Genomic DNA, 13,823 nt, shown 5'->3' with positions numbered 1-13,823 from the left:
AGAGTAAATTCAAACATAGTACCAGTATTCTATAAATAAACCGTATGCAGATCTCCATTTGGGAAAAAGAAAGTTTTTACGCACCGAAAGATGTTATCATTATTGGCAGTGGACTGGTTGGTTTGTGGAGCGCTTATTATATCAAAAAACAAAATCCTAAATGGTCGGTGGCCATCGTCGACCGGGGCATCATCCCCACCGGCGCCAGCACCCGTAACGCAGGTTTTGCCTGTTTTGGCAGTGTGACCGAACTGCAGGAAGACTTCACCAAAATGGGTGAAGACAAAACCCTCGAGCTGGTCAGCATGCGCTTCCAGGGCCTGCAACGCATCCGCAAAGTGCTCGACGAAAAACTCATCGACTTCGAACTCTGCGGTGGTTACGAAATGATCGCATCCGATAACGATCCCGGTGTGGAAGCTCTGGAAGAAACGATGGCTACTGTCAACAAGAAATTAAAATCGGCCGTCAAAACAAGTCAGACCTTCAAACTCTCCGATAAAAAGATCAGTGATTTCGGGTTTCAACATGTAGCCCACCTCGTCGAAAATAAAATGGAAGGCTACCTGCATTCCGGCAAACTCTGCCAGGCACTACTGCAGCTGGTACAATCGATGGGCATCACCGTATTCAACGGCGTAGAGATCACCCGCTACGAAAAGATACTCGGCAAAATTGTACTGTACACCAACCAGGATATCCGGTTCACCACCGGCAAACTGCTTATCTGTACCAATGCATTTGCCAAAGAACTACTGCCCTCTATCGAGATCATTCCTGCACGCGGCCAGGTACTTGTTACTTCGGCCATACAAGACCTCAAACTCAATGGCACTTTCCATTTTGATGAAGGATATTATTACTTCCGCAATATCGGCAACCGTGTATTGCTGGGTGGCGCCCGTAACAAGGCATTCGATGCCGAGCGCACCACTACCATGACCACTACCGACACCATCCAGAAAGAGCTGGAGCGCTTCCTTTCCAAATACATATTACCGGGCAAAGAATACGCCATCACCGACCGCTGGAGCGGCATCATGGGCATGGGCGCGGAGAAGATGCCCGTCGTGAAAGAAATTACCACCGACATTTATTGCGCCGTACGCATGAGCGGTATGGGGGTTGCCCTGGCGCCCATTGTGGGTGAAAAAGTAGCCAATATGATGATGGGATGATCTGGTCGTAAAGGCTATTGACCTTTCATTAATTTATAAGACTTCGCATCACCTTCAATCGTGATGATGTACACCCCATCCGGCAGGTGCTGGATGCTGATGGACTCATTGCTGCGGGTGATGCGTTTTTGCAGTGTCTTCTGTCCGAAGCGATTGGTGAGTGTAATGAGCTTACCGGTCAGAGGCCGTTCGCTGGTTTCGCTTACCGTGAAGAAAATAGGTGCTGGATTGGGATAGAGCCTGATGGTATTTTGAATGATCCTTACCGGATCCTCGACCGGTTTGTCGGGTTCAATGATGCCTGTGCCGGTGAGTCCTTTTGATGACAATAAAGAATAACGAACGCCGCCCGGCAAAAACAACTCCCTCATCTTATTGCGCTGCCCGGTTGTAAACAGGTTGAGACAGGCATCGTCTGTAAAATCCATGAAGTTGTTGTACATATCGCCATAGGGACCACTGCCGCAACTGATCACAACGCCTTTGGGACAGCTTCGGCTGGGTGAACGTTGTGGCGGTGTATCATCTACCTGGTCATCGCCGCAAAGCGCATCGCCCCAGATATGCCGCAGGCCCAGCCAATGCCCTATTTCATGCGTAGCTGTGCGGCCTTTGTTATAGGGTGCAGTAGCCGTGCCTGTTGTTCCAAAGGCGCTGGCAGCGATGGCAACGCCATCTACCGATTTATCACAACCCAGCACACTCGCATAGCCCTGTAAGCCGCCCGACAGATCGCCTACCCAAAGGTTGAGGTAACTATCGGCATCCCAGGCATCCGATCCACCGCGGGCGGTGAACTTGATGCGGTCATCGAGGCCGAAGGTTTGCGCCGAAGTGCTCTTGCGCACAATACCGGTAGTAGCCTTTCCTGATGGATCGAGCTTTGCCAACTCGAACCCGATGCGGCAATCCGCCGCAAGGTGTTTGAAATAAGCAGGTATAAAAACGCTATCGCTGTTGAGCTTTCTGTAATCTTTATTCAGCACATCGATCTGCGATCTGATCTGCACATCGGTGATGTTATTGGCAGGTTTGTTGTACAATATATGAACGACCACCGGGATCCTGATGATAACGGGAGGCGGCGCATCGGCACCATTGAGCATAATATCTTCGTGACGGGGAGTAAGCGCTTTTGCCAGTCGTTGGGCGAGTAAGGGATCCGATTGTATCTTTTGTTGCTGGTATTCGAAAGAGGCACAACTACGTTGCGCGTAAGCACAGCAGGTAGTGTACAGCAATAAGCAAGCAAGTACAAAATGTTTCATGGTAACGACTTTCTTTGTGGAGCTTCACATAGGTAATGGAAGTCGTTTTCATCAGGATTTATCTGCACGGAGGCAGGCTGGAAATTCTTTAGGAAAATTGGAATAGAGGAAAGTGAGGTAAGGATATGAATTGTACTAAAGGATAGTACTCAATCGATAAGCTACTGTAAAGCAAATGAAAGTTTTCTGTAATTCAAAACACTTTACCAAAATTTTCGGGGATGGAAAACGGTTAATGTAGGGTCAAATTGTATTTTTGACCCTTTGAGCACCATATAATTATGAAGAACATTCTCTATATATCGATAATATCAGCAATCACCTTAAGTGCATGTACCGACGATAAACCTCCGGTTACTCCCAATTCGGGAACAACCGATGGACCGCCACCGGTGATCCCTTTCACCGTAGTCAATAAACTGCCTCACGATACCTCCTATTTCACCGAAGGTCTGGAGTTCTATAATGGTCAGCTGCTCGAAAGCTCTGGCGGCAATGAAGACAGCAGCCCCTACCCTTCCGAAATGGGGGTGGTAGACAAAGCTACCGGCAAGGTATCGACCAAGGTAAAGCTCGACAGGGCCAAGTACTTTGGAGAAGGCATCACCGTGTTCAAGGATAAGATATATATGCTTACCTGGACCAGTGAAGTAGGTTTCGTGTATGACGCCAAGACCTTTAAACAGCTCAGAGAATTCAGGATACCCTCCAAGCAAGGCTGGGGATTGACGCACGACACAGCCTCTCTCATCATGAGTGATGGTTCCAGCAACCTGTACTTCCTCGACCCCGATTCTTTACGGGTTAAGTATACCGTGTCCGTCTTTCACAATGGCAACCCGGTCAACAATATCAACGAGCTGGAATATGTGAACGGCGTGCTCTATGCTAATAAATGGGGAGAGAATACGATCCTCAAGATCGATCCGGTGGGTGGTAAAGTACTGGGACAGATCAACCTCGACAACCTCGCCCAGGAAGCCCAGGCAGCTTATGCCGGCAGCATGGAGATGAACGGTATCGCTTACGATCATGCAACCGGTAAGCTCTACGTAACCGGCAAAAAATGGCCGATCCTCTTCGAGATAAAACTGTAAGAATTACTTGGTGATAAGGTAGATCAGCGAGCTGCACTTTTCCTTATTGCCGGCCGCTTTGAGGTTCGACACAAAACCACGCCAGAATCCTTTTACGATGCTGGCTTTTCCTGTTTTGTATTTCTCGCTCAGCAGGCTCACATAGAAACTATCGAACCACATGGGTTTGATGTTCTTCAGCGAAAGGCCCTGCTGTTGCAACAGCGTGCGTACGGAAGCGGGTGAGAAGTGGTACAGGTGGCGCGGCACATCGTAGGCAGCCCAGTATTGCTGGTAATGAGCAGCATCGTGCGATGTGTAGTTCGGTACGGCAATCAGCAATACACCACCGGGTTTCAATAGCGCTTTTAATTGAATGAGGTATTCATCCAGCTGATGCACATGTTCCAGCACATGCCACATCGTGATCACGTCAAAATTTGCGGCGGGCAGCTTGAAAAGATCGGCTGTATCCTGTAAAGCGATCCGGTTTTGCTCCTGTGCACGCTTACGGGTTTCGGCATCCGGCTCGAGCCCGGTTACCTGCCAGCCCTGCTGGCGCATATAGGCGGCGAAAGCACCTACCCCCGCGCCTACATCGAGCAGCGTGCCTGTGTTACGGCTGCTTACTGACCGTATCAGTTTTTTCTTACTGCCCAGTGTATAATTGCGAACGATATGATATAACCTGTTCACCAGCCCTTTGCTGGTGTTGGTATGGGAGATATAATTTTCGGACTGGTAATACTTTCCGATAGCGGAGGCGGCCGGAATATCCTGCGTAAACCGTAGCGTGCAGCTATTGCAATGCCATACGGCAAATGTTTCGTGCGAAACAGTGTAGTCCTCAACGGTGAGTACCGGTTGAATGGCCGTGCCCTTGCAGGCGGGGCAATATGTATAGTGAATCTTGTCCATTTTTTCTACGGTTGCAAAGAAAGGGAATCTATATGGATTTCAGCGTACTGAAATGCCATTATCGACCAAGCTCCCGGGCCTATTGGGAAATGCCCACGGGCTGCTGATTGCCCGTAGAAGAGGGGGAAAAGCCATTCTTGTAGAAATGGAAAAAGATGGCGCTTAAAGCGATCGCCGCGATGATGATGGCGTAGATCCACCAGGTATTTTTGGCGCCATCGGCTTCCTCTGCAAAAGGATCGGCCATTTCGGTGGGTGAAATCTCCCGGATCACTTCACGGTCGCCCACCAGCATGGTGTGTTGTGTATTGCTATGGATAACCCTTATGGCAGGAGCGGGCTCCTGGGGTGAGGCGATGGCCCCCGCGGCTTCGAATACGATCTCGCCGGATACATCTTTACGCAGGGCGCCTACTCCCTTCCACTCCACGCTGTCTTCCGTACGCAGGCGGTTGCGCAGCTCATAGGCCCATTCATTGTACCATTTAATGGCCTCATAATCGGCCATGTCCTTTTGCTGGGCCAGGTAGGTGAAGAACTCCTTATCCGGCGCATCGAAATACTTATCGAACCGGAAATGGTAAGAAGGCGGCAGTATCTGCTTATTGATAAAATCGGTTTGCGCCGGTATCCGCTCTATATAAACGGTACCGAGCCCCGGGATGCTGATGCTTTTATGCTGAAGCAAATAACTGGTCAGCGCTTCTATCATATTCCTCCTGTTTTATAAGTATTCAATGAGGCCGCAAGATAAGGTTTAGCCGTTAAATCGGGCAAAACCCATGCGGGAGCTATCGTTGGTTAAATGAATACGTGATGCCACCCAGGATGTTGAACCCGAATACCTCGTATTGATTCCAGCGCTCGTATTTGTTGTTGAGGATATTATTCATCTGCAACCAGAGGTTGAAGTTTTTGGTGATCCTGAACTCCGCGCCAGCATTAACGTCGAAACCGGCCGGACTCTTGTGTGCATCTCCGGTCTTTGTACGGTATTGCGCACCGTCCCATACCCAAAGATCCGAATGGAACCAGAGGTCTTTCAGCATCTGCCAGCGCAGCCCTACATTCAATTCGATCGGTATCATACCCCAGGCCTTCATTTCACGCTCCACCTTGGTAAACCAGTTGAGGTTGAAACCCGCTGTTGCATTGAATTTTTCTCCTATAAGATAGCCAACTTCGGTATGCAGGTTTACGACATTGATCTGCGGTTCGTAGATAGTAAGGAAGGTCTTGCCATCGGTCGTATCGTTCACGAACAGGTTCATGTCGCGGTATTTCTGCAAGCCCAGCTTGGCCGAGTAAGAGAAATGGCCCGCCAGTGACCCTTTTAACCCAAAGTACATTTCACTTACCCGCGTATTCATCAGCGAATCGGGCTGTGCTATCCAGGAATTGAGCGAAGCAAAGCGCTGGTAAGATCCCTTTAGGAAATACCCGATATAACCCAGTTGAAGGGTCAGCTGCTTGTCGTTGGTGGTGATATCCGCCATCAGGTTGGGCAGCAGGTTGAACTTCTTGTTTTGCCAGGTGGGCAAGGCGCCACCATGGATATACAGGTTGGGCGTTTTGTACAGTACAGCTGCCCCTACCTGGTACAGGTTATTGTTGTCGGTGTATTTTTTGCCCGGTGTGTTGACCGAGTAATTGGTAAGGTCGGCAGTAACGCCCAGCTTGAAAGCAAATTCATCACCAAAGGTCTTTTCCAATGGCAGGTTCAGCACGGTATTGGATTCCCGTCCTTTGGCACTGTGGTTATCGCCAAACACACTCACGCGCAGGCTGGGGTGGTAGTTGAGCCCAAACTCTGTAGGCTCCAGGTTGCGGAAATGCACTTTAGCTTCGATAGTCTGAAAGCGCTGGCGCAGGTCGCTTTTTGAGAACTCCAGTGTTTCGGGCTTGTAGCCGTATAGATAATAGTCGTTGCTGCTGAACCCGAGGGTGCCGTTCCATTCGAGGTTCTTTGATGTCTTATAAGTACCAGCCGCGCCTACACTGGCCAGACTGTTCTTTTGGAAGGGCTTATCGCCTTTGGAGTTATAGTAATTGGCAAATACATTGAAATAACTGTTCTCGCCATTGCCAAAGCTGAAACCAGCCTTGATATAAGGTTGATGTACATTGCCAATACCAACCTTGATATAGTTGTTGTACAGCCAGTTCCTGAGTGAATCCATCTGCAGAGCCACGGGCTTCAGCTCGGCTGGCTGATAGGTAAAGTATAGATTTTGAACAGGTATATTATAGTTGAGTACCGGGCGCGAAGTATCGGCCACAGGAGGCGCCGCATTGAAATTGATCTTGGCTGCTTCCCGCAATACCGGTTTGAAAGTGGAGGTAATGTCAATCGTTTTGCGTTTAGTAGTGTCCTGTGCCTGGACAGCCAGGGCCGTTCCCCAGAAACAGGCTCCCATTGCTACTACTTTAAGAACTGACTTATTATTCATCTGCAAAATTGATTCTTTGTTAAGTGGTTGTGTTACGCTACCGGCAGTGCCGGCTTTTCCCCGATGCCCTACTCTACTTTGCTGTTCTTTTTCTCTGCATCACCAGTTTCCTTCAGTTTCCGTACAGCTTCCTGCCTCAATTCTTCGATCTTGGCATTGTCTACTACACTCTGATAAGTGGCTTTGGCATTGAAGTAATCCTGTTGCTTGAAGTAAACATCACCCAGCAGGATATAGGCCCTGGTAACCCATTGCTCATATGAACCAGCCTTGTTGATCACCTCAAAGGCAGCCTTCTCTGCATCGGGCAGGCGGTTTTGTGCCAGGAAGCTATTCGCGATCTCATAGCGGGCTTCGGCGCCATAAGCCGATTTGCTCAGGGATACTACCGAGCGGTATGCCGTGATAGCCTGATCGTATTCTTTGGCATTCTGGTGCGATTTGGCAATGGCCAGGTTCGCCAGTACCTTATCATCGGTTCCGATACCCTTCTGGTTGAGCAGGTCGCGGGCATTGGCTACGGCCTCACTCCATTTCTGCAACTGGTACTGGCTGCGCAGCAATCCACGCATGGCCTCCAGCTTGCTCTCCTGTGATGACGCGAAATCCTTCAGCTTACCAAAGTATTTCTCCGCTTTATTGTAATCTTTCAGATCGAAGAAGTTCAGGCGGGCGGCATTCACCAGCGATTTCTCACCAAACTTATGCGGCACCCTGTCGGCCAGTATCTCATAACCGGCAGCAGCCTTGACCCAATCTTTCTGGTTGAAATAGATCTCGCTCTTATAGTACAGTGCCTCCAGTGAATTCTTTCCTTCGGGGAACTTCGCGAGGTAATCTTCGAACTTCTTAGCTGCACTGGGGAAGTTGCCGTTGTTGAACTGTACTTCAGCCTCCTGGTAAGCCAGTTCATCCTCCTGCGAGCCGGTTACCTCTTTACCCATCTTACGGGCAAAGGCCACATATTCGCTGGTTTTACCCTGCTCTATATAAATGATACGCGCATTCTCGAGGGCCGCTTCTGCCTCGGGCGAATTGGGAAACTGCTGCAGGATGGTGGTATATTGGTTCAGGGCCTCGCCATTGTTGTCGAGGTTGTAGTACGCAATACCCATTTTCAAATGCGCCTTCGGTTTAAGCGAAGAGTTGGGATCGCTCACGACATTCTTGAGGTAAGGGATGGCTTCTCGGAACTGCTCATTAGCCAGCAGGGTTACCGCCACTTCCATATTGGCATCGGCCACCAGGCTCGAAGTGGGATACTTGCGGCTGATGGTAGACAACAGGTTGATCTTCTCTTTCCCATTGTTTACACCCGCGATCATCGCTTTCTGGAAGGTAGCATAATCGCTGGCGGGCCAGGAATAGTCCAGCACTTTATTGTACATGGCTTCCGCTTTCTTATAATCGCGGGCCATATAATAACAATCGGCGATGCGTACGTAAGCATCCTGTTCGATGGCCGAAGCATTGATCTTCGGACTGGTGGAAGCCACTTGCTCGAAGAAACCTTGCGCCTGTTTGTAGTTCTCTTTTTTCAGGAAACTATAACCCAGGTTGTATTTGGCATTGGTGGGGTTTACCTCACCATTAACGGCGCTGCTCTTCAGGTAATCGAAATAATAGCGGATGGCATCATCCAGCTTATTGAGGCGGTAAGAGATCTCCCCTTTCCAGAACTGCACATAAGGCAATACGGCGGTACTGTTGGGATCGATCTCGGCCCGGGTGAGCAACTCGAGTGCCGTTACCAGCATCCCATCGTTGGCCAGCTCCGTGGCGCGGCCATAAAGTATTTTAGGATAGAGCCTGCGTGCATTGGCCGAAGGCGATTTTACGCTTTCCAGCAGCGCCAGGGCATCCTTGTAGTTATTTGTATTGGCCAGCACACCCACCATCAGCTCGCGGGCCTCATTGGCGTATTCCGATTGGGGATAGGCCTGAATAAAGCGCTGCAGCTCGGTGAGGGCCACATCCTGGTAGCCAAGCTCGTACGACAGCTTGGCGTAGTTGTACATGGATATTTCCTTCTGCTTGGCATTGCTGTTATTGGCGGCACCGATGAGGAAGGCATTGCGGGCATTGGCTTTTTGTCCGGTCTTGAGATAAGCATCGCCCAGGAGGTACATGGCATTTTGCGCCAGGGAGTCTTCCTTGCCGCTGATCTGCCTGAAGCCATCGATGGCCTTGTTCCAGTTATTGGCCTTATAATAGCAATAAGAAAGCTCATACACATCTTCCCGTCGCACCTTATCCGACTTCGTTACATAGGCTTCAAGGTAGGGCAATGCCTTTGCGTACTGCTGCTTTTCAAAATAAGCATGGCCCACGATCTGCCGCATTTCAAGGTCGTAATGCAGGTTACCGCGCTTCAGCTTATTCTCGGCATATTCAAGGGCCTTGTCCTTTTGGCCCAGCGAATAGTAGATATTGGCTACATAGTACGGAACTACCTTACCATAGTTGGGATGATCTTCCACGATGGCGAAGGCATCGAGCGCATCGCGGTATTTTTTATCGTAGAAGGATATGAAACCGTAGTAATAGTTGGCGTCGATATAGTTGGGATCGGTCTTGATCTGCCGGATAGCATCGAACATCGGCTTGGCCTTGGCAAATTCCTTATTGGTGAAATAAGCATAGCCAAGATGGAATTTCATATCGGCGATCTCCTGGTTGGTGAGATTGGAGATATCGGCCTTTTCGTACAGCGGAATGGCATCGCCATAATTTTGCTGCCTGAAATAATACTCGGCCAGGTGAAAACCCATCATCTGCACGCGGGCTTCATTGTCTTCGAGATCGATAAAGCTTTTTGCTTTCTCTACTGCCGCGGCCTCATTCTGCTTGAGGGCGCACACGATGGTGTAATATTTGATCTCCTGGTATGGAAGGGCCTGGTTGGTGATATCGGGCTCACGCTGCTTCAGCTCGAGGTCTTTGAGTAAAGGGTAGGCCAGACTATATTGTTCGCGCTGAAAATACTCTTTGGCCTGTTTGTAATTAGCCTGCGGATCGTCGAGGAACCTCGTTTGCTGGGCGATGGTGAAATGGGAAAGGCCAAGAAGCGCAATGATAGCTGTCGTTTTTTTCATTCCCTGCTTTTTAATTCAATTCTTTTGGATGTGGGGGAACAAAAAAAATACGAACATCGAATCGGATTTTAGTAGCTCATTCTTAATTCCAGTTCGGCATTCGTAGTGCTTCTGTTGGCGCCCCTGCTGGGTTTTTAACGTGGTAAAGTTTCTAATTATTTTATGTTCAACCAAAGATCGTTCCTAACACTGTGGATAAGTGCAAGGATTAACAATTCTTTTTGATAATGAACACAAAAACAAATCCATTACTTTTGAAAAAACATCCTACTGATGAAACTTATATCCACTAGTTACTCTGACGGCGCATTCAATTTTGGGGCCCTCGTACTTCGCCTTGCTATGGGCGGCCTGCTGTTGCCGCATGGTTACGACAAACTCGTTCACTTTGCACAATACAAAGCAAAGTTCATCAACTTCATGGGCATTGGACAAACGGCTTCATTGTCGCTCACCGTATTTGCGGAGCTTTTCTGCAGCCTGTTCGTTATACTCGGCCTCGCCACCAGGCTGGCAGCTATCGCTCCCTTCATCGCTATGTTCGTGGCGCTGTGGAAGGGACATAACCTCGATATCTTTGGTAAAGGTGAGCATGCGGCCCTGTTCATGTTCGGCTTCCTGGTGATCCTGGTCATCGGCCCTGGCAGAGCGAGCGTTGATGGCGCTATGGGTAAATAACACCCCGGCAGCCTTTCCATTATCAATCACCAATCAATTTTTCCTGTGTTTATTGCGGAGACCAACATACGTGTACGATACGCCGAGACCGACCAGATGGATATCGTTTATTACGGTAACTATGCTCAGTATTTCGAGGTGGGTCGCGTGGAGTCCATCCGCCAATTGGGATTCAGCTATAAAGAAATGGAACATAACGGCGTGATGATGCCGGTGGTGGAAATGCAGGTGAAATACCTGCGGCCGGCTCATTACGACGACCTGCTGACGATCAAAACCAGTTTGCGGGAACTGCCCACGGGGCATAAGATCGAGTTTCACCAGGAGGTATACAACGAACAAGGTAAATTGCTCACCGCCGGAAAAGTGGTGCTTTACTTCCTGGATATGAAAACCAAGGCCAAAACCACCATGCCCGAGCCCCTCCGTAAGGCATTGGCCCCTTTCTTTGAGCACGCGAGTTAAAGATTCCTTAATCTCATAATCTTTCAAATACGGGGCGGATGCTATTATTTTGCTGCTCCAATATCGATGAAAGCCATCCGATCCAAACATCGTAGAAAAACCAACCAGTCCGATTCCGTAGAAAAACCGAAGTCCACGTCCGAAGAAAAACCAGATCCAGATCCACCAGGCGTGCGTATTATGGCGCAGGCCGGAGAGAAAAACCGATTCCGTCCGAACGTCCTTTGAGAAACATCCCTTGTGGATGTTTTTCTTTTTTAGCAGGGTCCTGCCTACCGTCAGCCCACTCCTACTTCTTACCAGCAATAAACCCAACAATACTTTTTACCAGTTCCGGCGCAAGGGGCAGTGCGGGATCATTGTAGACTTTAATATTGGCTGCGCGGTCTCCCTCTACCGGTTTCAGCACATGGTTCATGCGGGGCACCAGCACAAGCGTTGCCTTTTTATTGGCGGCCGAGAGCAGTTTTGCTTCCTCCACCGATACCTGGATATCGTTTTCGCCCTGCACAATGAGTACAGGAACAGTCAGTTTACCGATGATCGTTTGCGGATTGTATTTGAACCAGGAGATCATGTACGGCTGAATAGAGGGTCTGAACAATGAATACAGCAGCTTATTGACGCTATCTACGGTTTTGCCCTGGGCCAAACTATCCAATATCGGATAAGCAATGTCTTTGATCATGGGCGGCTGGGCCTTGAGTTGTTCTTTCAGTACCAGATCGGCAGACTGGCCGGCGCCGGCCAGCGAAACATATTGATCCGCCTCCTGCGCTATGAGCATGCCGATGAGCGAGCCCTCGCTATGGCCGATCACTACCACTTTGGAGAACCGCTTGCCTTGCTTAAGCTCGTGTAACCATCCACGCGCATCGCTCACATAATCATCAAACCTCAACTGATCCTCACTCCTGGCCGCAGCAGCACTTTCACCGATCGCCCGCTTGTCGTAGCGCAGGGTGGCAATGCCGTGCTGCAGGAGCGAATCGGACAGCATCCTAAGGGAATTGTTCTTCATCACAGGGTTATTGCCGTTCCTGTCGGTAGGTCCCGACCCAGCAATGATCAAGGCAACGGGTATGTTGGTTTTGCGGGTTGCGGCAGGCACCGATAAGGTACCGGCAATATTACCGGTTGCGGTGTTGAGTGTAACAGCCGTTTCTGTAACGGATTGGCCAACACCCGCAACAGCCTGACAAATGCCCTTTAAGGGCAATAAGATCGCTAAGAAGCCTATATACAACTTCATGAGAAGAAATTTACGGAAACAAGAAGCAGGCATCCTTATTTGGCCGGAGACTGCCTTCTGAACTCCAGGAAGGAGAACGCTACCGGCACAATGATGAGGATCAGGAGAATAACACCTGCAATGATCAGCAGGGGCACATGGGCTTTCACCACAAAGGAACAGATGACGATGAGCAACCCACCGGCCATCCAGAGCCGGCCACCGAGGTAATGTGTCTTTTTCCATACCTCTTCGTTCTCGAGGGTCCAGGGGGTGCGAATGCCCACGAAATAGTTGGGACGCAATGCCTGGAAATAATTACCCAGCATGGTAAGCATCAATCCGATGATCGCCAGCAGCCATTGCGGGTTCTCTATTTGCCCCACCTTCGATACATATAGCAGGTATACCGATAAGCCAGACATGAACAGAACCAGCATAAAACGAAGGCTGTGGTATTTATCGCCCATCCGGTTCAGCTTTCGCTTCGGGTCCAGGAAAGGCAGCAGTAACATCAGCCCGTAGATGAAAACGCCGATAGCCGATGGCACCAGCAATAAAGTTGATTTGCCCGACCAGTCATCTGCCTTGCCACTGATATTGAAATGAGTAGGCACCTGATCGGGCAGATCATTCCAGATATAAGCGAGGTAACCGTAAGGAATCAGCATCATAATCCACAACAATATTTCCCTTATGAACCGGTTCATAGATTATTTTTTAAGGGTGAGAATATATTGGATGACGTCGTCGAGGACCGTCGTGTTGATGGAATAATGAATATACTGCCCCTCCTTTACAGTGGTTACCAGGCCTGCGCGCTTTAATTTATCGAGGTGATGCGAAACGCTGGGTGCCGCCATGTCGAACCTGGCAGCGATCTCTCCTGCCGTCATATCCCGCTTACGCAAAAGTTTAAGTATCTCTCGCCGTGCGGGATCATTAAGCGCCTTGAATACGTCGTTCATGGTACAGGCTGAGCAATTATATATTTAGACAAATGTCTAAATACTTTCTGACATCACCAAATCCTGTTCTCAATTTTGCTGCCTGTCAAAATTGAACATCCAGCGAACGCCATACTTGTCGATGAGCGCGCCAAAGGTGGCGCCCCAGAAGCGTTCGCCGAGCGGGTCGATGACGCGTCCACCAACCTGAACGGCCGAAAAATAAGCGCGGATCTCCACTTCGCTGCTGCAATTAACACAGAGGCTCACGTTGTTGCCATGTACATGTTCTTCATGCACCATATCGGTAGCCAGGATGACCAGGCTCCCCTTGGTGAGCGAGGAGTGCAGGATCTGGTGTTTCATGGAAGCAGGGCATTGGGCTTCCATAGGCGAACCTTCTACCGGTTGAAGAGCGAGCTCGCCACCCAGGCATTGCTGATAAAAATTCATGGCTTCGCGGCATTTGCCATTGAAGCCGAGATAGGCATTGACAGTGGTAGTCATAATGAAAAGT

The 13,823-nt window shown here is 49.5% G+C and carries 13 protein-coding genes; 4 read left to right on the top strand and 9 right to left on the bottom strand.

The features are described 5' to 3' along the window. Positions 1–44: 44 nt before the first annotated feature. Complete coding sequence (locus P2H89_RS25360) at positions 45–1,178, top strand: FAD-dependent oxidoreductase (RefSeq protein WP_275832308.1); 1,134 nt, start codon at positions 45–47, stop codon at positions 1,176–1,178. A gap of 14 nt (positions 1,179–1,192) precedes the next feature. Here P2H89_RS25360 and P2H89_RS25355 read toward each other — a convergent pair whose 3' ends face one another. After that, positions 1,193–2,446, bottom strand: coding sequence for a M43 family zinc metalloprotease (locus P2H89_RS25355; RefSeq protein ID WP_275832306.1), 1,254 nt, complete (start codon positions 2,444–2,446; stop codon positions 1,193–1,195). Positions 2,447–2,727: 281 nt separating this feature from the next. Between P2H89_RS25355 and P2H89_RS25350 the strand changes: the two genes are divergently transcribed. Then, a complete protein-coding gene (locus P2H89_RS25350; RefSeq protein WP_275832304.1) occupies positions 2,728–3,543 on the top strand; it encodes a glutaminyl-peptide cyclotransferase in 816 nt (271 codons plus the stop codon). Between the two features lie 3 nt (positions 3,544–3,546). Here the strand turns inward: P2H89_RS25350 and P2H89_RS25345 are convergent, their stop codons facing one another. The 4 genes from P2H89_RS25345 to P2H89_RS25330 form a co-directional block, all read right to left on the bottom strand. Further along, positions 3,547–4,440: a methyltransferase domain-containing protein gene (locus tag P2H89_RS25345; protein ID WP_275832303.1), complete on the bottom strand. Its 894-nt coding sequence runs from the start codon at positions 4,438–4,440 to the stop codon at positions 3,547–3,549. A gap of 79 nt (positions 4,441–4,519) precedes the next feature. Beyond that, on the bottom strand, positions 4,520–5,152 hold the full coding sequence (locus P2H89_RS25340; protein WP_275832301.1) for a hypothetical protein: 633 nt from the start codon (positions 5,150–5,152) through the stop codon (positions 4,520–4,522). Positions 5,153–5,231: 79 nt separating this feature from the next. Beyond that, positions 5,232–6,890 (bottom strand): hypothetical protein, encoded by a 1,659-nt coding sequence (locus P2H89_RS25335; protein WP_275832300.1) that lies wholly within the window; start codon positions 6,888–6,890, stop codon positions 5,232–5,234. Positions 6,891–6,958: 68 nt separating this feature from the next. Then, positions 6,959–9,985: a tetratricopeptide repeat protein gene (locus P2H89_RS25330; RefSeq protein ID WP_275832297.1), complete on the bottom strand. Its 3,027-nt coding sequence runs from the start codon at positions 9,983–9,985 to the stop codon at positions 6,959–6,961. Positions 9,986–10,258: 273 nt separating this feature from the next. Between P2H89_RS25330 and P2H89_RS25325 the strand changes: the two genes are divergently transcribed. Beyond that, positions 10,259–10,663: a DoxX family protein gene (locus P2H89_RS25325; RefSeq protein WP_275832295.1), complete on the top strand. Its 405-nt coding sequence runs from the start codon at positions 10,259–10,261 to the stop codon at positions 10,661–10,663. Between the two features lie 45 nt (positions 10,664–10,708). Continuing rightward, positions 10,709–11,128, top strand: coding sequence for a thioesterase family protein (locus P2H89_RS25320; protein ID WP_275832293.1), 420 nt, complete (start codon positions 10,709–10,711; stop codon positions 11,126–11,128). A 289-nt stretch (positions 11,129–11,417) separates the two neighbouring features. On the opposite strand, the gene P2H89_RS25315 is transcribed toward P2H89_RS25320, so the two are convergent. The 4 genes from P2H89_RS25315 to P2H89_RS25300 form a co-directional block, all read right to left on the bottom strand. Next, a complete protein-coding gene (locus P2H89_RS25315; protein WP_275832291.1) occupies positions 11,418–12,380 on the bottom strand; it encodes an alpha/beta hydrolase in 963 nt (320 codons plus the stop codon). Between the two features lie 35 nt (positions 12,381–12,415). Next, positions 12,416–13,069, bottom strand: a complete 654-nt coding sequence (locus P2H89_RS25310; RefSeq protein WP_275832290.1) for an SdpI family protein — start codon at positions 13,067–13,069, stop codon at positions 12,416–12,418. Between the two features lie 3 nt (positions 13,070–13,072). Continuing rightward, positions 13,073–13,327, bottom strand: coding sequence for an autorepressor SdpR family transcription factor (locus tag P2H89_RS25305; RefSeq protein WP_275832288.1), 255 nt, complete (start codon positions 13,325–13,327; stop codon positions 13,073–13,075). 69 nt (positions 13,328–13,396) lie between these two features. Beyond that, positions 13,397–13,813 carry a VOC family protein gene (locus tag P2H89_RS25300; RefSeq protein ID WP_275832286.1) on the bottom strand — a complete coding sequence of 139 codons (417 nt, stop codon included), beginning with the start codon at positions 13,811–13,813 and terminating at the stop codon, positions 13,397–13,399. Between the last annotated feature and the right edge of the window lie 10 nt (positions 13,814–13,823).

This window comes from Paraflavitalea sp. CAU 1676, from assembly GCF_029223285.1.
Taxonomy (GTDB): domain Bacteria; phylum Bacteroidota; class Bacteroidia; order Chitinophagales; family Chitinophagaceae; genus Paraflavitalea.
This window is presented reverse-complemented; position numbering and strand designations above follow the sequence as displayed.

Coding starts and splice junctions, on each gene's coding strand:
- P2H89_RS25360 (WP_275832308.1), top strand. CDS start 45: ATGCAGATCTCCATTTGGGAAAAAGAAAGTTTTTACGCACCGAAAGAT.
- P2H89_RS25355 (WP_275832306.1), bottom strand. CDS start 2,446: ATGAAACATTTTGTACTTGCTTGCTTATTGCTGTACACTACCTGCTGT.
- P2H89_RS25350 (WP_275832304.1), top strand. CDS start 2,728: ATGAAGAACATTCTCTATATATCGATAATATCAGCAATCACCTTAAGT.
- P2H89_RS25345 (WP_275832303.1), bottom strand. CDS start 4,440: ATGGACAAGATTCACTATACATATTGCCCCGCCTGCAAGGGCACGGCC.
- P2H89_RS25340 (WP_275832301.1), bottom strand. CDS start 5,152: ATGATAGAAGCGCTGACCAGTTATTTGCTTCAGCATAAAAGCATCAGC.
- P2H89_RS25335 (WP_275832300.1), bottom strand. CDS start 6,890: ATGAATAATAAGTCAGTTCTTAAAGTAGTAGCAATGGGAGCCTGTTTC.
- P2H89_RS25330 (WP_275832297.1), bottom strand. CDS start 9,985: ATGAAAAAAACGACAGCTATCATTGCGCTTCTTGGCCTTTCCCATTTC.
- P2H89_RS25325 (WP_275832295.1), top strand. CDS start 10,259: ATGAAACTTATATCCACTAGTTACTCTGACGGCGCATTCAATTTTGGG.
- P2H89_RS25315 (WP_275832291.1), bottom strand. CDS start 12,380: ATGAAGTTGTATATAGGCTTCTTAGCGATCTTATTGCCCTTAAAGGGC.
- P2H89_RS25310 (WP_275832290.1), bottom strand. CDS start 13,069: ATGAACCGGTTCATAAGGGAAATATTGTTGTGGATTATGATGCTGATT.
- P2H89_RS25305 (WP_275832288.1), bottom strand. CDS start 13,327: ATGAACGACGTATTCAAGGCGCTTAATGATCCCGCACGGCGAGAGATA.
- P2H89_RS25300 (WP_275832286.1), bottom strand. CDS start 13,813: ATGACTACCACTGTCAATGCCTATCTCGGCTTCAATGGCAAATGCCGC.